18 protein-coding genes and 2 pseudogenes are annotated in these 19,241 nt (G+C 56.6%); 12 read left to right on the top strand and 8 right to left on the bottom strand.

Translation table 11 applies throughout. From position 1 onward, the window contains the following. Positions 1-6: 6 nt before the first annotated feature. Together KGB06_RS14385 and KGB06_RS14380 are read left to right on the top strand one after the other, a co-directional pair. The gene (locus KGB06_RS14385; RefSeq protein ID WP_223516796.1) at positions 7-153 is read left to right on the top strand and encodes a hypothetical protein; all 147 of its coding nucleotides are present in this window, start codon (positions 7-9) and stop codon (positions 151-153) included. Between the two features lie 15 nt (positions 154-168). Then, positions 169-1,803: a 3-(methylthio)propionyl-CoA ligase gene (locus KGB06_RS14380; protein WP_223516792.1), complete on the top strand. Its 1,635-nt coding sequence runs from the start codon at positions 169-171 to the stop codon at positions 1,801-1,803. 4 nt (positions 1,804-1,807) lie between these two features. On the opposite strand, the gene KGB06_RS14375 is transcribed toward KGB06_RS14380, so the two are convergent. The 4 genes and pseudogenes from KGB06_RS14375 to KGB06_RS14360 form a co-directional block, all read right to left on the bottom strand. Beyond that, on the bottom strand, positions 1,808-3,076 hold the full coding sequence (locus KGB06_RS14375) for an anaerobic sulfatase maturase (protein WP_223516790.1): 1,269 nt from the start codon (positions 3,074-3,076) through the stop codon (positions 1,808-1,810). Between the two features lie 209 nt (positions 3,077-3,285). Beyond that, positions 3,286-5,649 (bottom strand): arylsulfatase, encoded by a 2,364-nt coding sequence (locus KGB06_RS14370; RefSeq protein ID WP_223516788.1) that lies wholly within the window; start codon positions 5,647-5,649, stop codon positions 3,286-3,288. A gap of 79 nt (positions 5,650-5,728) precedes the next feature. After that, positions 5,729-6,205, bottom strand: a complete 477-nt coding sequence (locus tag KGB06_RS14365; protein ID WP_223516786.1) for a 2,4'-dihydroxyacetophenone dioxygenase family protein — start codon at positions 6,203-6,205, stop codon at positions 5,729-5,731. A 104-nt stretch (positions 6,206-6,309) separates the two neighbouring features. Next, a pseudogene (locus KGB06_RS14360) lies at positions 6,310-6,530 on the bottom strand (IS5/IS1182 family transposase); the annotation flags it as partial. Positions 6,531-6,695: 165 nt separating this feature from the next. Between KGB06_RS14360 and KGB06_RS14355 the strand changes: the two are divergent. The 9 genes and pseudogenes from KGB06_RS14355 to KGB06_RS14315 all read left to right on the top strand — a co-directional run bounded on the left by KGB06_RS14355 (position 6,696) and on the right by KGB06_RS14315 (position 11,494). After that, positions 6,696-6,899, top strand: coding sequence for a hypothetical protein (locus KGB06_RS14355; RefSeq protein ID WP_223516784.1), 204 nt, complete (start codon positions 6,696-6,698; stop codon positions 6,897-6,899). 147 nt (positions 6,900-7,046) lie between these two features. Next, positions 7,047-8,339, top strand: a complete 1,293-nt coding sequence (locus KGB06_RS14350; RefSeq protein ID WP_223516808.1) for a serine hydrolase domain-containing protein — start codon at positions 7,047-7,049, stop codon at positions 8,337-8,339. 27 nt (positions 8,340-8,366) lie between these two features. Then, a complete protein-coding gene (locus tag KGB06_RS14345) occupies positions 8,367-8,687 on the top strand; it encodes a YbjQ family protein (protein ID WP_223516782.1) in 321 nt (106 codons plus the stop codon). 176 nt (positions 8,688-8,863) lie between these two features. After that, positions 8,864-9,052, top strand: coding sequence for a hypothetical protein (locus KGB06_RS14340; RefSeq protein WP_223516806.1), 189 nt, complete (start codon positions 8,864-8,866; stop codon positions 9,050-9,052). Between the two features lie 328 nt (positions 9,053-9,380). After that, positions 9,381-9,752 (top strand): bacteriocin, encoded by a 372-nt coding sequence (locus tag KGB06_RS14335; RefSeq protein WP_223516780.1) that lies wholly within the window; start codon positions 9,381-9,383, stop codon positions 9,750-9,752. Between the two features lie 113 nt (positions 9,753-9,865). Next, on the top strand, positions 9,866-10,342 hold the full coding sequence (locus KGB06_RS14330) for a glycine zipper domain-containing protein (protein ID WP_223516778.1): 477 nt from the start codon (positions 9,866-9,868) through the stop codon (positions 10,340-10,342). Positions 10,343-10,468: 126 nt separating this feature from the next. Beyond that, positions 10,469-10,651: pseudogene (locus tag KGB06_RS14325) on the top strand (hypothetical protein); the annotation flags it as partial. A gap of 204 nt (positions 10,652-10,855) precedes the next feature. Then, complete coding sequence (locus KGB06_RS14320) at positions 10,856-11,068, top strand: hypothetical protein (protein ID WP_223516776.1); 213 nt, start codon at positions 10,856-10,858, stop codon at positions 11,066-11,068. 81 nt (positions 11,069-11,149) lie between these two features. Continuing rightward, positions 11,150-11,494, top strand: a complete 345-nt coding sequence (locus KGB06_RS14315) for a hypothetical protein (RefSeq protein WP_223516774.1) — start codon at positions 11,150-11,152, stop codon at positions 11,492-11,494. Positions 11,495-11,563: 69 nt separating this feature from the next. Here KGB06_RS14315 and KGB06_RS14310 read toward each other — a convergent pair whose 3' ends face one another. The 3 genes from KGB06_RS14310 to KGB06_RS14300 form a co-directional block, all read right to left on the bottom strand. Then, on the bottom strand, positions 11,564-11,992 hold the full coding sequence (locus tag KGB06_RS14310; RefSeq protein WP_223516772.1) for a DUF6896 domain-containing protein: 429 nt from the start codon (positions 11,990-11,992) through the stop codon (positions 11,564-11,566). 97 nt (positions 11,993-12,089) lie between these two features. Beyond that, positions 12,090-12,479, bottom strand: coding sequence for a hypothetical protein (locus KGB06_RS14305; protein WP_223516770.1), 390 nt, complete (start codon positions 12,477-12,479; stop codon positions 12,090-12,092). Then, entirely contained in the window at positions 12,466-17,328 is a 4,863-nt protein-coding gene (locus tag KGB06_RS14300; RefSeq protein WP_223516768.1) for an RHS repeat-associated core domain-containing protein, read from the bottom strand. Before KGB06_RS14300 ends, KGB06_RS14305 begins: the two co-directional genes overlap by 14 nt. 252 nt (positions 17,329-17,580) lie before the next feature. Here KGB06_RS14300 and KGB06_RS14295 point away from each other — a divergent pair, with 252 nt between their 5' ends. Beyond that, complete coding sequence (locus KGB06_RS14295) at positions 17,581-18,276, top strand: HAD-IA family hydrolase (RefSeq protein WP_223516767.1); 696 nt, start codon at positions 17,581-17,583, stop codon at positions 18,274-18,276. A 126-nt stretch (positions 18,277-18,402) separates the two neighbouring features. On the opposite strand, the gene KGB06_RS14290 is transcribed toward KGB06_RS14295, so the two are convergent. After that, complete coding sequence (locus KGB06_RS14290; protein WP_223516766.1) at positions 18,403-19,149, bottom strand: 3-oxoacyl-ACP reductase family protein; 747 nt, start codon at positions 19,147-19,149, stop codon at positions 18,403-18,405. Between the last annotated feature and the right edge of the window lie 92 nt (positions 19,150-19,241).

The following is a 19,241-nucleotide window of genomic DNA, read 5'->3' as shown; positions in this document are numbered from 1 at the left end:
ACCCTCATGGCCATCCCCGAGCTCAAAAACAAGAACGTGCTGATCACCGGTGCCGCCTCGGGCATCGGTCGCGCGGCCGCACTGGCATTTGCCGAAAATCGGCTACCTGTGAGTCTCTGCCGTTTCTCAAACATCGACATCAAACAAGAATAAAAGGAACACAAATCCATGCTGGGCTTGATGCAAGATCAACCGCTGTTGATTTCTTCCGTTCTGGAACATGCGCTGAAGGCGCATCCACACACCGAAATTGCCTCACGCACGGCAGATGGATCGGTGCATCACTGTACTTACGCCGACATTGGCGAACGCGCTAAACAAGTGGCCAATGCGCTGGTTGCGTTGGGCGTGCAACCCGGCGACCGAATCGGCACCCTGGCCTGGAACGGTTACCGGCACATGGAATTGTATTTCGGTGTGTCGGGCATGGGCGCGGTACTGCATACGATCAACCCACGGCTGTTCGCCGAGCAGATCGAATTCATCGCCAACCACGCCGAGGATCAGTACCTGCTTTTCGACCTGTCGTTCGCTGAGTTGGTCGAGCAGATCGCGCCGCGCCTGAAGACAGTCAAAGCTTTCATCGCTCTGTGTGACCGGGAGCAAATGCCGGCAATCAATGTGCCTGGTTTGATGTGCTACGAAGACCTGATCGCCGAGCACAGCAACGACTTCACCTGGCCTGAGTTCGATGAGCGCACGGCGTCGTCAATGTGCTACACCTCGGGCACCACTGGCAATCCAAAGGGTGTGCTGTATTCGCACCGTTCATCGATCCTGCATTCGCTGGCGCTGTGTACCTCGGATGGCTTCGGTCTATCGGCGGCGGATTCAGCGTTGTTGGTCGTGCCGATGTTCCACGTCAATGCCTGGGGTATGCCGTATGCCGCCGCAATGTGTGGCGCCAAATTGGTGTTGCCGGGCGCCGCACTTGACGGCGAGAGTCTCTACACGCTGATGCGTGATGAACAGGTGACCCTGGCGCTGGGTGTGCCGACGGTGTGGATGATGCTGCAACAGCATGTTGAGGCGCAGGCTTTGCAACCGGCGACAGAGCTATGTCTGAACCGGGTGGTGATCGGCGGAGCCGCCGCGCCGCGTAGCCAGGTCGATACGTTTGAAACCCGTTTCAATGCGCGTGTTTTGCATGCCTGGGGGATGACCGAGATGTCCCCGCTGGGCACCATTTGCAATCCGTTGCCCAAACACCGTGATGCTCCGCTGGAAGAAGTGCTCGACTTGCAGGCCAAACAAGGGCGGGCGTTGTTTGGGGTGTCGATGAAGATTGTCGATGAGCAAGGCGCTGAACTACCGCGAGATGGCAAGGCTTGCGGTCTTCTACTGGTCAAGGGACCGTGGATCGCCAGCCAGTATTACGGCGGCGAGGGAGGGCAGATTCTTGATAGCGAGGGCTGGCTCGATACCGGTGACATCGCAACGATCGACGCTGACGGCTACATGCAGATCACCGACCGCGCCAAGGACGTTATCAAGTCAGGTGGCGAGTGGATTTCCTCGATTGATCTGGAAAACGCTGCCGTCAGTCATCCGGCCGTCGCCGAAGCGGCGGTGATTGGCATCCCTCATCCCAAATGGCAGGAACGGCCATTGTTGGTGGTGGTGCTCAAACCTGGTAAAACCGCGAGCAAAGACGATCTGCTGAAGGTACTGCAAAGCCGCGTGGCGAAGTGGTGGCTGCCGGACGATGTGGCCTTCGTCGAAGCGCTGCCGCATACCGCCACCGGCAAATTGCAAAAGATGAAGCTTCGCGAACAGTTTCGCGACTTCAGCTTTCAGAGCTAAAAGGTTATTTATCCAGTGGCACGATCAGCGGGCCGGCGAAGGCCTGCATGATCAACGCCACGGGTTGCTTGTGGCTGACCAGTTGCGCCATGGCGTTCATGTAGGGCGTCAGGTGACGAAAGTATTTCTTGTAGCTCGGGCACAGGTAGTTTAGACCCGGCTCGCCGTTGGGCGCATTCATGAAGCGGTTTTTCGGGCATTCGCCATGGCAGGCGAAGCGGTAATCGCACTGCTGGCAATACGTCGGCAATGTCTCTTCTTTGGCGGCGCCAAAGGCTTGTTGTGCAGGAGAGGCGAGTAGCACGGCAGGATCATCGGTCTTCAGGTTGCCCAGTAGATACTCGGGATACATGTAGTGATCGCAGGAGTAGACATTACCGTCGTGTTCCACGATCGCCGCTTTGCCGCAGCGGGGGCTGAACAGGCACACCGAGGCCGGCAGCTGACACCATGAGGCCAGTGCCCATTCGAAGTTCATGACATGAACCTCCCCGACATCCTGACGCACCCACTCGTCAAAAATCGTGATGAGAAAATCGCCATAGGCCTCGGGGGCAACCGTTTGCTCCGTCACCATCGCGGGCTCCGGCACCACGTGCAAGCGCAACTCCGGCGGGATAGCGAAATGCAGACCCAGACTGACCTGTGAGGCGCTGGGCTCGCGCTCCACCACGGGATTGAACTGAATATGACGAACACCCTCAGACTTGAGGAATCGATAGATTTCCAAGGGGAATCTGGCGACATCGCGCGCCACGGTAACCAACACATTGAAGTCGACGCCATGCTGCTTGAGCAGTTCGAGACCGTGCATCACGTCATCGAAACTGGAGTGTCCGCGCTTGTCGGGGCGATAGAGGTCGTGGACGAATCGCGGGCCATCGAGGCTGATCCCCACCATGAAACGTTCACGGGCGAGGAATGCGCACCAGTCGTCATTGAGTAACGTGCCATTGGTCTGCAACGTGTTACGAATGACTTTGTTCCCCGCGAACTGGTGTTGATACAGGACCGCGCGTTGGAAAAAATCCAACCCCAGCAACGTCGGTTCGCCGCCTTGCCAGGTAAATTCGACTTCAGGCGTGGACTGGGCCTCGATGTAGCGCTGCACATACAGACGCAGCACCTCGTCAGTCATGCTGAAGCGTTCCCGAGGCGGGTAAAACTGTTCTTTTTCGAGGTAGAAACAGTAACTGCAATCGAGGTTGCAGATCGGCCCGACGGGTTTGGCCATGAGATGCAAGCCCTGGGGCGGGGTTTCGTGGGTAGGCATGGGGGCAGGCTGCGTTCGGACCGCTCGGCGGATAGCTGCGGTTTCAACACCAGAGGCTAGGGGGTGAACCAGCGTTGGCCGCCCCCCATGATTGGGGGGAAGCGATGGTCCGAGTTAATTTGACCTCATCGACCTCATCGACCTCATAGTTCACGTAGCCAAACTCGCTGCTGCAAGTTGCCGCCCGGTTATCCGGGCGGCATTGAGTGTCAAGGCAAATACGTCACGTGTACATCCTTGACCTTGCCATTGAATGCGAAGCGCGCACGCTCGAAATAGTCCAGGGTGACGGGGGAACCTAGGTCTTCAGCCACGTCGAAGGTTTCGCTGGCGGTGAACGTCAGTGCCGGAGTAAACGGCGTCACCCCTTTAGCGGCTTCCTGCCCGTCAAGTCGCAGGCTCAGACTGGCCGGCGCTCCGGGCTTGGCTGACGACATGGTCGTCAGCACTTCGATACTGACTTTGCCTGCGGGTACTCGTTCGGCCGAACGCAGTTTGACTCGAGAGATAGCCAGCGCGTTGTACTCGTAGATCAGGAAGCCGTCATCCATGTACAGGCTGACCCCACCACCGATACCGCCCAAGGCATACAACACACCGGTGGCGTTAGCTGGAACGTCGGCGTCGACGACAACTTTGCTGTTCTGATTGCGCAGGTTGGGGGCAGCGAATTCCGGAAAGCGATGGACGCGATCACTGAAATGCCATTCGCGTTGGCTGCTAGAGATTCGTGCAGTCGGATCGAGGAAGGGGTAGAGACCGGCACCAATCGGAAAGACATGATTCGCCTTGGCCTGCACGTCAAACTCCGCCTTCAGCTCCGCAAGTTTCTCCGGATGACTCGCGGCTACATCGTTGGCCTGGGAGTAGTCGTTTTGCAGGTTGTAGAGCGACCATTGATCATTCGCCGGATTCCAGCCCATGAACTGCGCAAAGCCTTGCACCCAGGGTTTGCGCGGGCCAAAAACCGAGGCCATCCAGCCATCCTTGTAGATGCCGCGACTGCCTAAGACTTCGAAGTATTGCGCCGGTTTTTTCGACTTCACCTGAGCGTCGTTGAAGGTGTAGCGCAGGCTGACTCCATCCATTGGGTCCTGAGCGATACCGTTAACCTCTTTGGGTGGCGTGATCGACAGCACGTCGTAGACAGTAGGGGCAATGTCGTTGACATGGTGGAATTGTGCGCGAACTCTGGCGTCGGCCTTGATCTGTTTCGGCCAGGAAACGGCCAGCGGCGTGCGTGTACCGCCGAAGTAGCCGGCGACTAGTTTAGTGCCTACGAATGGCCCTGAACCTGCCCAGGCCCACGCGGCGTTGTACATGCTTTCAAGTTTAGGACCGCCGAGTGCGGACAAGCCGCCATACATCTCGTTGAGGACTTTCAACTGCTGCTCTTTGGGGACTGGAATCCCATTTTGGGCCAGCAACTCATTTATCGTGCCCTCCATCCCCTCGGAGGAAGCGCCGTTGTCGCTGAACACATAAAAGATCAGCGTGTTGTCGAGCTTACCTTCACGCTCCAGTTCGTCGAGGATCTTGCCGGCCTGCGTGTCGGCATGTTCCAGGAAGCCGGCATACACCTCCATCAACCGTGCCTGATACTGTTTCTGTTCGGAAGACAAGCTGTCCCAGGCTGGGAGTTCCGCCGGGCGCGGCGTAAGGACGGCGTCCTGCGGGATAAAGCCCAGAGCTTTCTGGCGAGCAAACGTCTGCTCACGATAGGCGTCCCAACCACCGTCGAACTTGCCTTTGTATTTATCGGCCCATTGCGCATTCACTTGGTGCGGGCCATGTACGGCACCCGGTGTCCAATACATGAAAAACGGTTTTGCTGGCGCGTAGGTCTGATGGTCTTGCAGCCAGTTTACGGCCTGATTGGCGAGATCTTCGCTGAGGTGATATTTCGGGTCTCGCACCGGTTCGATTGGCGTTGTGTCGCGGTACAGACGCGGTTCGTACTGAGAGGTTTCGCCGGCCATGAAACCGTAGAAGTGTTCAAAACCGTAGGCCGTCGGCCAAGTATCGAAAGGACCGGCCGCCGTGGTGTCCATGGGTGGTGTGTTATGCCATTTGCCGAATGCGGCGGTGCTATAGCCATATTGCTTGAGCACCTCGGCCATGGTCGCCGAGCTTTTGGGTATCTTGCCGGTGTAGCCTTCCCAGTCGGTGGCCAGCTCTGCGATGACGCCGTTGCCAACTCGGTGATGGTTGCGTCCGGTAAGCAATGCGGCGCGAGTAGCGGAGCTGATGGCTGCGGTATGAAAAGCGTTGTAGCGCACACCGCTGTCGGCGACTCGGCTCAGAGTCGGCGTATGGACTGCGCCGCCGACGGTGTCGGACTGCGCGAAGCCGGCGTCATCAAGCATGATCACCAGAATATTGGGGGCCTCGGCAGGAAGGTGAGATTGATGCTGACGTTTCTGGTGCTTTGATTCTTGCAGCGTCGGTTTGGCGTCACTGGCCGAGGGCGTCGGCGGGAAGGGCAGTGAGTCTTGTGCGGATGCGACCGAGCTGGCCAACAGTGCGCAGAGTTTCAGGGTGAAACGTCCGGCGGGTTGCAGCTTCTGGGACATGGGTGTCTCCGTTTTTTATTCATTACAACGGCGCAGCCGCCCGGTCGAACACCGGACGGCTGAGAGATTCGAGGGCTGGTCAGACCGCAAAGCTGGTGATGTCTTTGGGCTCGATATCATTGGCTTTGCAGAACGCCAGGTAACGATCCACGCTGGATTTCCAGTTCTCGACGGCAACGACGTTGTTGTTATCGTCGTAATACAGCAGGTCGCCCTGGGTGATGTTCAAGGTGATCAGTTCATCGCCATATTCAGTCAGCGCGATAGGCGTATGGCTGGAACCTGCGGTTTCGAACACCACGCCGCCCTGTGTCGAGATCCAGTCGTGCTCCAGGTATTTCCAGCCACCCTTGACGGTGTAAACGATGACCGTGCCGGAGTGATAGTGCTTGGGCAGAGCAGACCCGGCCGGGGCCTTGAGCAGGGTGATGGTTTCCCCGCGAACCGGGTCGCATTTGATGTATTTGATGAAGACTTCATCGCTGTAAGGTGCGAACGGAACCCACGGTAGGTCCTCGTCGTTGATGGAGGAGGTATCGATGTTTTCATAAAACATGCTTGTTGTTCTCTGTTGGGCGGTGGAAGGACTTACACGGTGCATTAAGAGCATCGTGAACAGGCTGTGCTCACACCGCCCCCCTCTTAAGGAGGGGTATCCACCCAATTGCGTTGAATCGCGGCATACGGAGTGCCGTGCAAATAACGCCAAAACAACAACGTATACGGTTTGCGGCCACCGCCGGCCTTTGGGTAATACGGCTCGATCAACGCCAGCAAGTCGCTCCAAGGCACGAACTGATCCATCTCGGCCAGGAACCGTTCACGGCGGTCTGCTTGCGCTTACCGGTGTATTCGAAGTTGGAAAAACTCATTCGGCTCATTGATGGCTCAGGTATCGCAATATACGGGCATCTTTTTTATGCGATTTATCCAAGGTGAAAACCGCTCCCAGAGCGCACTGTTTCCAGTGTCGTTGGACGAACTCATTCCCGATGACCATCTGGTTCGCGTCATCGACGCCTACGCGAGTTATGCAGGAAATGACTATGAAACAGGCCGAACTCGAAAAGGTCCACGTAGAGATCATCAAATTGCTCGCTGAGCAGCGCAAGCTGAATGCTGAAGCGGGCAAGCTGAGTGCCGAGGCGGGCAAGATGACCCGTGAAACCTTTTGGTATCCGGTGGCGATAGCCATTGGGATGATTGGTACGGTAGCAACCGTCACTGCGGTGTTGATTAAACTTCTTTAGCGCCTGATTTTTTCCCATCCGGTACGACCTCTTCAGTTCCTTGAAAAGCCCGATCTTCAGCCTCGCCACCCACCTGTTAGACTGCCGGACCCCTCGAACGGAATCGACACCATGTCCCCCCCTCGCGTTGCTCACCGTCGCAATGTCATGTCCATCACTGCGGTGTTGGTGTGTGCCCTGTCATCACTCGTCACCGCAACACCATTCCCCGACGCCGAAGCCAGCGACCCCGCAAAACTCGGCTGGATGGTCGGCTCGCCTCCTCCTGCCGATCGCACCGTGCGCTTCGAAGATGGCAGCTATTTCCAATTTCCGGCGATGCGCTGGAGTGTCTCGAACTTCCGGCAGCTCATGCCGACGATCAACGTTTCACGAGGCCTGGGCGACCCGGTGCCGCTGGTTTCCGCGCTTCTCAACGATATCGGCGCCCTCAGCTTCACACCGCTCGGCGCAACGCAGTCGATGACTTGGGATCAATCCCTTGCGGCGACTTACACGGATGGGATTGTGGTGATGCACAGGGGCAAGGTTGTTTATGAGCGCTACTTCGGCGTACTGAAACCCGAAGGTCAGCACGCGGCGATGTCGGTGACCAAATCTGTGGTCGGCACGCTCGGCGCGATGTTGGTGGCTGAAGGGCGGATCGATGCGAACAAGCCTGTCGTCGATTACGTTCCAGAGCTGGCGGCTTCTGCGTTCGGCAGCGCTACGGTGCGTCAGGTCCTCGATATGACAACCGCGCTCAAATACAGCGAAGACTATGCCGACCCGAATGCCGAAGTCTGGGCACACGCAAAGGCTGGTAGCCCATTGCCCAAGCCAAAGGACTACACCGGGCCGCGAAGTTACTACGAGTTTTTGCAGACCGTTCAACTGCAAGGTGAACACGGCAGCGCGTTTGGCTACAAGACCGTCAACACTGACGTCTTGGGCTGGATCATCGCTCGAACGACCGGCCGTAATGTTGCGCAGTTATTGTCGGAGCGCATCTGGAGTCGCTTGGGCGCCGAGCAGGATGCCTATTTCACGGTGGACTCCATCGGGACGCCGTTTGCTGGCGGTGGCTTGAACACTGGCTTGCGTGACCTCGCCCGGTTTGGCGAGATGCTGCGCAATGATGGTCGGTTCAACGGCCAGCAGATCGTGCCCAAAGCCGTCGTGGATGACATCCGCCGTGGCGGCGACAAACAGGTTTTTGCCAAGGCCGGTTATGACTTGTTGAAGGGCTGGAGTTACCGCTCGATGTGGTGGGTGACGGACAAGGAGGGTGGGGCATTCATGGCGCGTGGCGTTCATGGTCAGCGCATCTATGTCGATCCGAAAGCCGAGATGGTGATTGTTCGCTACGCCTCGCACCCGATTGCGAGTAATTCGGCGAATGATCCGGTGACGTTGCCGGCGTTTGATGCGTTGGCTGCTTACTTGTCCAAGTTGCCTTGATCCACTGTTTATGAAGAAGGAATCCCCATGATCACCACCACAACCCACGCCATCGAAGGCCGCCAAATTACCGCTTATCTGGACATTGTCAGTGCAGAGTCAGTGCAGGGCATTAACGTTATCCGTGACGTGTTCGCCGGAATGCGGGATATTTTTGGGGGGCGTTCTCAGACATTGGAGCGTGCATTGAAGGAGGCGCGGATTCAAGCGACTGACGAGATCAAGGAACGGGCGCGGGCGCTTCAGGCAGACGCGGTGGTGGGGCTCGATTTTGAGATCAGCATGCCGGCCGGCAAGGGTGGGATGGTGGTGGTTTTTGTGACAGGGACAGCGGTCAAACTGAGGTGATTCATTCGGTTTAATCACGCGTCGAGTTGTAGGGTGCAACGCGGGCCACTCGTCGGGCGTGCGGAAATATGAATTACAAGTCCGGTAGTGACCGGCTAGTCTCAAAAACCTTGGCGGTCGATATTTTTCAGGCAAAGGGCTTTGCCGGTGTCGACCCTTTTGAGAGGGGAAGAGGTATGGCTGATCCGTATATCGAAGACGACGGGGCTGAATTTCCGATCAACAATTGCGTTAATTGTGGCCAGACAGAGTATGTGGCGGGCTTTGGGGAAGACCCGGTCCAGATCAGCAAAGTGAAATCGACGACGCCCAGAGGCCCAAAGGCGAAATTTCTGCCAAGAGTGGCGGCGCCTTCCAGGAAATAACTGTTAACCGGACAGACCCCGTATTCGAGCGGGGTTTTCATTTTCGCAGTATCGATTCAAAACCGGACCTCAGTCGCTCGGTCATGACGTTCCCTTTATTTTTCACAGACTTTTCACAAGCTCGTCCGTAGGCTCAAACCATCCGTTAGAAAGCTGTACCCTAGCCCGTTCCCCAGCGGGCTTTTTTTCGCCTGTCATAAAACCTTTTCCATAAAAGCTGTCCAACCGTCGCTAATTGCGAAGTGCGGATGATTTTTTGTGGACGTTTACTGCGTTACAGCATTCAATCCCCGGCTTTCTTTTTTCCCCTATTTTTGAGGTTTTCGTCATGCGTTTAACACTGCCTGCTCTGGTTCTTGGGCTTCTGGTTGCTCAAGGTGCGATGGCTGCCAGTGATGGCACCGCCGCGATCGGTGGCGGTCTTGGTGGCGCGCTGGGTAATGTGGTCGGCCAGAGCATGGGTGGCAGCACCGGCGCAGCGATTGGTGCTGGCGTAGCGGGCGCAGCCGGCAGCGCTGTTGCGGCGCCTAAAGGCCGCCGTACTGAAGCCGCCATTGGTGGCGGTGTTGGTGCAGCCGGTGGTTCGATGATCGGCCACAGCCTGGGCGGCAAGAGCGGCTCCACCATCGGTGCAGGTTTGGGTGGTGCGTTGGGCGGCGGCGTAGGCAGCAACCTGGGCAAAGGTCACAAGCGTCACTGATCCTGATCGATCAGCATTGAAGAGCCCGGCTAAATGCCGGGTTTTTCTTTTATGAACGATTCTTTAAACATAGTCTCAAAGCCCATATACCCCAGAAGAATACGAGGCGTCCTATGACACCGGTTAATAACGGCAAAAAGACTAGAAGCGTAAGTGCTCGACGTTTGGCGCTTTCCGCGTTTGTGGTTGGACTGTTGATGGCTCAAGGAGCAATGGCAGCCAACGACGGCACCGCAGCAGTAGGCGGCGGTCTGGGTGGTGCGCTGGGTAATGTCGTCGGCGGACAATTGGGCGGCAGCACGGGCGCAGCCATTGGCGCCGGTGTCGGCGGTGCGGCAGGGAGCGCAGTCGGGGCAAATAAGGGCAGTCGCAATGAAGCGGCAATTGGCGGTGGCTTAGGGGCGGCAGGCGGCTCGGTGATTGGCAACAGTCTCGGCGGCTCAACGGGTGCGACCATTGGTGCTGGTCTTGGTGGTGCAGCGGGTGGTGGCGTCGGCAACAACCTGGGCAACGACGACAATGATCATGGCAGCTCCCATTCCGGTGGTGGTCACAAGCACAATCACAAACATAAAAACAAACATCACTAACTTGCTCTCGAGTAGAAAAAAACCCGGCCCCGCGCCGGGTTTTTCGTATCTGGGCTTCGCAAGCCGGAACGTTCGGCCAAAGGCAGTCTCGAACTTAATACACAACCAAAAATTACGAGGCATGCCATGACGCCTGAAACCGACGGCAACGAACAAAAAGGTCCGAGCGGGCTTCCGTTCATCAACGACCCTGGCAACGAAGATCCAGGTTCACTGATGGACGACACCACGGTGCCGCTCAACGATTCTGATGACGCGGGCGATGTGGGGAACCTCGAGTACGACGAAGAGGACGAAGAGGACGAAGAGGACGAAGAGGACGAAGAGGACGAAGAGGACGAAGAGGACGAAGAGGACGAAGAGGACGAAGAGGACGAAGAGGACGAAGAGGACGAAGACGAAGATTTATCTTTGGCGCCGCGCTTCGACCGATCGTCTCTCTGATCGAACACTCCCCTGCATCATCCCCTCGAAGTATTAGGACCTGATTTTCAGGCCCTTCGAGAGGTGCTTATGAACACAGATCTGAAAGACACAGATATCGACGACACCCCTGAATATCCGCTGCCTTCACCGACCAACTCATTGAGTCGTGATCAACGTCCGCCGGATGACGATACGGCGGTGGGGCAACTGCCAGCTGATGATGTGAAGCGCGGAGATGTCGAGGCGGAGCCTGAGGATCCGGACATTGCCAGTGATGATTACTCGGGTGAACCCGGCTGAAAAGCCGCTGGTCGATTGTGCGGCAACTTTAAAAAGTGAGCGCTGCCAGATCTGGTATGCACCTTTTAAAGGAGATGCACCATGATCAGTTCAAAACTAACAGCCCTGATCATTGCAGGGCTGTTGTCTGTCGGTTCATTGACCGCCGTTGCTCAATCCAACGGGAATGATGCGCCTGTGGATAAAGGGGGAATGCCTCCGTATACCGAAATGAATGCGAACTCTTCGGATGGTAAGGCGCTGCCACCTGGTTCTATCCAAAGCGGGAATGGTGGTGATGCGGATGGGAGCAGCACGAGGTCGGAGGCGGGAAGTGGGGTGGTGAGTGGTGGGAGTTCGATGGGGAGTGGGTCTGCAGGATCTGGTAGTTTTGATAGCTCCGAGATGAGTGGAACTGGAGGTGGTTCAGACGGTTCGGGTGGTTGAGCTACTTGTCCCCTAGCACCACATGCTAGGGGGCATTCGATAGAGAAATAGTTACTTGATGGATTTTGTTTAGACGTTGGTAGGAGCTTTTAAAAAATACAGTTCACCGGGGGAGTCCGACATTTTTTCAAATTTACCCAGTTTTAAATATTCCTCGAACTCGGCTTTGAGAACTTTCTTGTCAGTATGTTTTTTGTATTTTTGCGGCGACTCGCAAGCAAAAATATAAAGTTTCCAAACATCAAAGCCGTCTGTCCTGCCTTCCGGTCCGTAATCAAAGTCTATGCACAATTCAGGGAAGTAAACAGCACATCCAACCCCGTATAGTTCATAGGTTATGTCCCCGGTAATTGTTCCGCATCGCTCGATTTTATTGGTGTGCCATAGCCTGAGGATGCATCTAGTGCCAAATTTTTCTCTGAGTAGGGCAGTTGCTTTATTCACCATCGAAAGAAAGTCGGATACAAGTTGTTCAAGACTGTCGTTTCTGTGATTCATCTTCTTCGATGCTCCAGTCTGTCATGTCCCACGTTGCTTGAAGATTCCAAGGCCTTCTCAATACCGTTTAGGAAGGTGGGTGCAGATCCGGATCACTCTATTTCAATGACTGTAGCCATTTTTTATAAAAATCTCTTTGCTCTTTTAATGTGTTTACGATATTGGTTTCTTCGTAGTCAAATATGTAGACGATGTCATCAAATGTCGCGGATTTTCCCATTTTTAGTTCGTATGCAACGAATCCGCCACTCATTTGTGAGCACATTCTGGAAGGGGTTACGTTTAGTTTTGCCCCTTTACATAAAAATTTTACATGGGGGAAATCAAGCCTTATTTTTGCTAGGCATAGATAGAGATCCTCGCTTTCATACCTTTTTCGGAAACCATTTTTCATTGTAAAAATTATAACCATCTTCGCGGCATCATATTGCAGCTTTGCCTGCTCCTCATGGTTGTCAATTACTATTGTGATTTTAGTGGTTTCCATTTGGTTTCCTATTTGGGTTAGGAATGGAGTATCCGACGTAGCTCCCGTCCTTTTTCATCGGTGTCGCGCCTATTATATCTGCTGTATCAATCCTGTTTGGGATGGCTATTTCAGTTTCATCTGCAAACGGAACAAGGTTTTTCAACTCTTTATTGACATCTATCCCATCAATTTGTCTGAGTGTGTACAAAAAGCCTTTTCTTGTTCTAAATTTCGTAGCAAATTGGATGCCCGTACCCTTAGATGGTGAGGTGCTGACGAAATTGCTTGGCGGATCATCGCTGTCGATAGCATGAAGCAATAGGTCATTGCTTTCCCCTTTACTCTTAAATCCCGTTCTGAAGATTTCGTCGGGGTGCTTCACGTCGCCCCGATAGAGATAATCAATCTTGCCGTTAGGTACGGGAAGCGTTACTTCACCCTCATCAACCCAAACCTTCCCCGCCGGATCCTCCTCCCCAAACGCCGGCCTCTTACACCCATCCCCTCCAGGACACTCACTCAACCCCAACGGATCAACCCACCCCGTCGGATTCCGCGTGTACTGATACCCGTTTATCCCACCCGCCAACCCACTCGGATCCGGTGTCAGATACCGTCCAAGATCCGGGTTGTAGTAACGATGCCGGTTGTAATGCAGCCCCGTCTCCGCGTCGAAATACTGCCCTTGAAACCTCAGCGGTTGATCCAGCACTTGATGCGTATCGCGGTTCAGTCGAGTCAGGCGGCCGTAGGCGGTGTATTGCGCGGCCCAGATGATGTCGCCGCTGTAATCGGTGAGTTCTTGCGGGGTGCCGAGGTGGTCGAGTTGGTAGTAGAACGGGCAGGCCTGGCGTGGGCCTTTGCCGTCGAGCATGGCGAGTGGGCGGAAGGTGCCGGGTTCGTAGAGGTAGCTACGATGGTGGTCCTGGCTGTGTTCGGCGATGAGGTGGTCGCCTTGCCAGAAAAACTCGGTGGTTTTGCCGTCGACGGTTTTGCTGATACGGCGGCCGAAGGCGTCGTAGCGGTAGGTCGCGCAGGTGCCGTTGGGCAGGGTGGCGCCGATGAGTCGGTGCTGGCAGTCGTAGCGGTATTCGGTGACGAGTTTTTGCGCAGTGCCTCGGCGTTCGCGGATCAGGTTGCCGAAGGCGTCGTAGTCGAAGTGGCGGTCGCCTTGCATCAACAGGCGATTGCCTTTGACGGTGGACGGGCCGGGGCGATCCTGCATCAGCAGATTGCCGGCCGGATCATGGGCGAAGCTTTCGGGTTGTTGATCGCGGGAATGGCGGACGCGGATCAGGCGGTTGAGGGGATCGTATTGGTAGTTGCGTTGGCCATGGCGGGTGTCAGCGATGGCGTCGAGATTGCCGTTGGCGCTGTAGGTAAAGTCACGTCGGTATAGCGATTGCTGGTGTTGGCTGACCGCGTGGGCCTTCAGGCGACCTTGTTCGTCGTGCTCGTACTGGCTGTGTAACAAGCCTTGTTGGCGCTGTAATTCACGGCCGAATTGATAGGTGTGGCTGGTAAGACGTGTGCCGTTAAGGTCGATGGCTGTCAGTGCGCCACCCTTGGCGCGGTGGTAGGCGAGTTTGCTGTTGTCTGGCAGGCGCAGGTGGCTGAGTCGGCCGCAAGCGTCGTAGCCATAACGCAACGTGGCCCAACTCTGGTGTTCAGTGATCAGCCGGTTTTGAGTGTCGTATTCGAATTCCAGTGGGTGATCATGGTTGTCATTAACGCTGACCAAGCGGCCCAGGCTGTCGTAGTGGTATTCGACCTTGATGCCGTCGGGCAGGGTTTTGATCAGCAGGCGACCGGCCGAGTCCCGTTGATAACGGGTTGTCAGCTGCGAGCCGTCATCGCCGAACTCGGTTTTCTCCAGCAGATGGCCATTGAGGTCGTAGACGTACGCGGTGCGTCGACCGTCAAATCCGCTTTCCTGTCGGATCAATCCACTGGGCGTGTAGTCCAGCTGATAGCGTTCGCCGGATTCATTCTCGATTTCGGTCAGCAGCAGCCGTGCGTTGTCATAGCGATAACGCAGTTGCGTGCCGTCGGGGTTGGTCCGGCGACTGACCAGGTGCAGGTCATCGTCGTACTCAAAACGCGTGATGCGGCCCAGCTCATCGCGTTCGGCGGTGATCTTGCCGTAGGCGTTGTAGCTGAAGGCACGGCTGGCGCCAGTAGGAAGAATGGTCTGAATCAGTCGGCCAACGGCATCCCACTGGTATTGAGTGACAGTACCGTGTTCGTCCTGACGGGTAATTTGCCGTCCCAACGCGTCGTAGGAAAACCGTCGCTGTCCGCCGTTCGGCAGCGTTTCCTCAATCAGTTGCCCGATAGCATCCCGAACGAAAACATGACGACTGTTGTCCGGATAACGGATCGACAGCAGGCGACCTTGAGCGTCGTAGTGGTAGTGGGTGATCTCGCCGTCGGGATCGATGGCCTCGGTAACATCGCCTTGAGCATTGCGTTGATATTTCCATACCGCTTTGCCGCGATAGCACGCATGCAGGAAACCGTTGCGGTACTCGTAGGACGTTGGCTCATCTTCAGGTGGAATCAGCGCAATCAGCCGCCCGATTTCGTCGTAGCGGTATTGAGTAATTGCTCCCAGCGGCCCCTGTTCGGCAATCAGCTGACCCTTGTGGTCATACGTCTTTAGGTGCTCGGCACCATTCGGTTCAACCCGGCGCACCAGTCGCGCGGTGTCGTCATGGACATACACTTCCTCGCTGCCATCGACGTTTTTAACCAGTACTGCGCCGTTGTCGTCCCAGGCATAACGCGTATCCATTTGCGCGAACGTCGCCCAGTGCCGAATACATCGCGCGGCTTTGCCGGACCGCTCCCACTCCCAAAAGAAACTTGCCCCCCCGGCCAGTTGCCGCTGGAGAATCACGTGTTGGTCGTCGTAGTCGTACCGTTCGCTTTCCCCGGCGGCATTGGTCGCTTCAATCAGTCGCTGTCGGGCGTCGTAGCGGTAGGCGATCAGCGTTTGCTCTGTGCGCCAGGTGTCATCCGCATTGTCGGCAGGGTGAAACGACTGATACTCGACAGCGATGATGTGCCGGCGCTCGTAGCGCAACAGCAGCGAACGACCTGCACCGTTGTCGAGGCGCTGAATGCGATCCTGTCGGTCACGGGTGACGTGCAACCGGTTGTTGTAGGCGTCGCTGATCTCGGTCAGCCGCCCATTGCGAAAGTGATAAAAGCGCACCGTCTCGCCAGCCAGGGCGAGGACTAATTCTTCAGGCTGATCCCCGAGATAAATCGCCGCCCGCGACAGGCTGTTGTGAATGGCCGGGCATTCCTGGCTGGGCAGCGGAAACGTCGTGCGGCGGTTTTCATGGTCGATCCAGACGACGTGTTCTGCGTCCAGCTCCAACCGGTGCGCCAGCGAATGACTCCAGCCCCAGCCCAGCCCGCAATCGATTTCCACGGCGCTGGTTCGGTACAACCGGGTGAACGCAAACGGCAGTAAACCGTTGAGCGTTCCATCTTCCAGGGTCAGCAGCTCTTCGCCGGTGACCATCGACACCGGGCAACCGTTGGTGCAGGTCAGTGGTGCGCAATCGGCGCTGTCACCGTTGGGGTTTTTCGCCTGCTCGGGGGCGTCGTCACGGTTTTCCTTGCGGCTCAGGCGAGTTTTTGCTGTGGATTTGTTGCGCGCGATGGCAACCGGGTTGTTCACCAGTACAGCCGGCGTAGAGCCCGCGCTGATCTGCAACGGCACCGCAGGCGCAGGGTTCAGCGGAGCAGTCCGGACGTTGAGCGCGAGGGGTTTGAGTACACCCGCATGGGGCGTCAGGTCGGATTGGGCGGCCAGGCGAAAACTCGCGGCAGCCAGCCATTTGCGCGCTCGCACCGATTTGATTTTGCTCAGCACTCTGGCGCTGATGCCGGACGTCAGTCCCATAGGACCTGTAGCGCATGCCAACAGGAATCCGATCAATATCCCTGTACAAATTTCCGCCACGACCTCGGCGATGTGCTGCGGTGGCATCATCCGCAGCCAACTGGTGAACGCCGCCAGATGGATGAACATCAACGGCTCGTCACTCAACACCAACAACAGATTGGCAATCGATTCAGCCGAGGCCTTCAACAGCGTTTCAAGTTCGGCCTCGGTCAGGTATTCAAGGAGTTTTTCGCTGTTGGCTTGCAGGTCCGTGATCAGCTCGTAAATCTGCTTCACGTCGTCCCACAAACCATTCAGCGAGTTCTCGAAACCGAGCCAGTCAGCCTGTTGCAACAGGCCGTAGCGCTGGATGAATCCGGCCTCGGAATACGCGGCCCATGATGATTCGAATTCGCTCGACCACTCGTTGCGCAGCCAGTTTTCCAGGTCGTCGATGACACCTTGATACGAGGCGTACAACGCTTTGACATGGTCAGTGGAAACATTCGGAAAGAAGGTGATGCGGTAACGCTGGCCGCGCTCGCACTCGGGGATTTCGAGGATGCCGCTGGGGCCGATCTCGTGGTTGACCGGCTCGCCATAGGTGCCATCAGCGTTCAACGGCTCCAGCATCACCGGCGTATTGCCAATCGGCACGAATCGCGCAGCATCGAACATGTGCACCAGCGTCAACGGGCCGCTGGCCGGACACGCGGCGACGGTTGCGCTGACAGGTGTCGTGGAATGCTTCGGTGCGACCAGCCGGACTTCGTTGCCGACCTTGAATACCTGCTCGATATCCAGCGCCTTGCCGGTCCAGAAACTCTCCGCCCAGGCGTCGTAGTCGTTGAGGCACAGCCGAAAGTCTGCGAGCAGCGCTTTGACGTCCGGCTGCTCAGGGTCCATGGCAGCGACCACCAGCAGCCCGATGGCGTTATTCAAGGCCAGTACCTTGTCAGGTACGAACATTCGCAGTCCCTCGCGCAGATCAAATGTGAGCGCGAGACTTTGCTTGGGATCAGCGGGTAAAGAAGTCGGGAAAGGAGGCGTTTTATGTAGGGAAAATCGCTAAATGACGACTAGCACTTTTTGTAACGGTCAGGCATTGCCCGTTGCCCAATGTCAGTCGCGCTCGCTATGCTGCTGAATCCTTTAATCGATCACGGACCCGGCCGTATTTGAGCCGCCTCTGGGATGTCATTAGAAAACGGATCCGATGCGATGAATGCACCGCTCAATCAGTTCGGCCCGATCAAGGCTGTGATTTTCGACATGGACGGCTTGTTGCTGGACACCGAGGGCATTTATACCGAGGTCACGTCCCTGATCGCCGCGCGTTACGGTCGGGTTTTTGACTGGAGCATCAAGCAAAATATTATCGGTCGCGGTGCCGGTGATCTGGCGCGTTACGTGGTCGATGCGCTCGATCTGCCGATCACCGCCGAAGAGTTCCTGGTGATCCGTGAGCCGCTGATACGCGAGCGTTTTCCTACAGCTCTGGCGATGCCGGGTGCAGAGGAACTGGTGCGGCACTTGAAGACCAACCATATTCCGATAGCCGTGGGCACCAGTTCTTCGCGTCAGTCGTTCGGTCAGAAAACCACGTTGCACCGTGACTGGTTTGCGCTGTTCGACTTCATCGTGACGGCCGATGACCCGGAAGTAGGCGCAGCCAAGCCGGCACCGGATATCTTCCTCACGGCAGCGCGACGCCTTGGCGTCGCGCCGGAGGATTGCCTGGTGTTTGAAGATTCACCGTTTGGTGTCACCGCGGCGAAAGCGGCGGGGATGACTGCGATAGCGATCCCGGACGAAGCCATGGCGGACGAAAAATACGCACATGCCGATGGGATTCTTCGTACGTTGAAGGCGTTCACGCCGAGCGTATGCGGCTTACCTGCCCTGGAATGGGCTTAACGCAACAGCTGACAAATGTGGGAGCGAGCCTGCTCGCGAATGCGATAGGTCAGACAACAACAATGTTGCCTGACGCACCGTCTTCGCGAGCAGGCTCGCTCCCACCTTTTGATTGCGTCTAGCGCATCAGGCGCCGAAACCACCGTCGATGGTCAAACTGGCACCCGTGATGTAACCGGCTTCCGGACCGACGAGATAGGCAACGAAGCTGGCGATTTCTTCGGCTTTGCCGTAACGACCCACTGCCATTAACGGGATCAGGCTTTCAGCGAAGTCACCGTCGGCCGGGTTCATGTCGGTGTCGACCGGGCCGGGCTGCACGTTGTTGATGGTGATGCCGCGTGGGCCGAGGTCGCGGGCCAGGCCTTTGGTCAGGCCAACCAGTGCCGCTTTGCTCATGGCGTACGGGCCACCGCCGGCGAAGGGCATGCGATCGGCGTTGGTGCTGCCGATGTTGATGATGCGACCGCCCTCGGTCATGTGTGTGGCAGCGGCCTGGGTGGCGATGAACACGCTGCGCACGTTGATGGCGAGGGTCTGGTCGAAGTCTTCGAGTTTGAAATCTTCCAGGGGGGCAACGGCCAGCACGCCGGCGTTGTTGACCAGGATGTCCAGGCGACCAAAGGCTTTGACGGTAGCGCTCACGGCGCTGCGAATGGCCTCGGCGTCGGCGCTGTCCGCCTTGATGGCCAGGGCTTTGCCGCCGCTGACGGTGATGCTGTTTTGCAATTCTTCGGCTTTGGTTGTGGAACTGACGTAGGTGAAGGCAACGGTCGCGCCTTCAGCGGCCAGGCGTTTGACGATGGCTGCGCCGATACCGCGAGATCCACCTTGGATCAACGCCACTTTGCCGCTGAGGTTCTGAGTAGTCATATCGATCTCCAAAGTCCCGAGGCGGATGCCTCGGTTGATGGAGCCTAGTATCGATTGCGGATTACACGCTGAGTAGACGGTAATTGCGATAG

The organism is Pseudomonas sp. GL-B-19 (genome assembly GCF_019956415.1).
GTDB lineage: Bacteria > Pseudomonadota > Gammaproteobacteria > Pseudomonadales > Pseudomonadaceae > Aquipseudomonas.
Note: the sequence above shows the minus strand (reverse complement) of the source record. Positions and strands in the feature narration are given on the sequence as shown.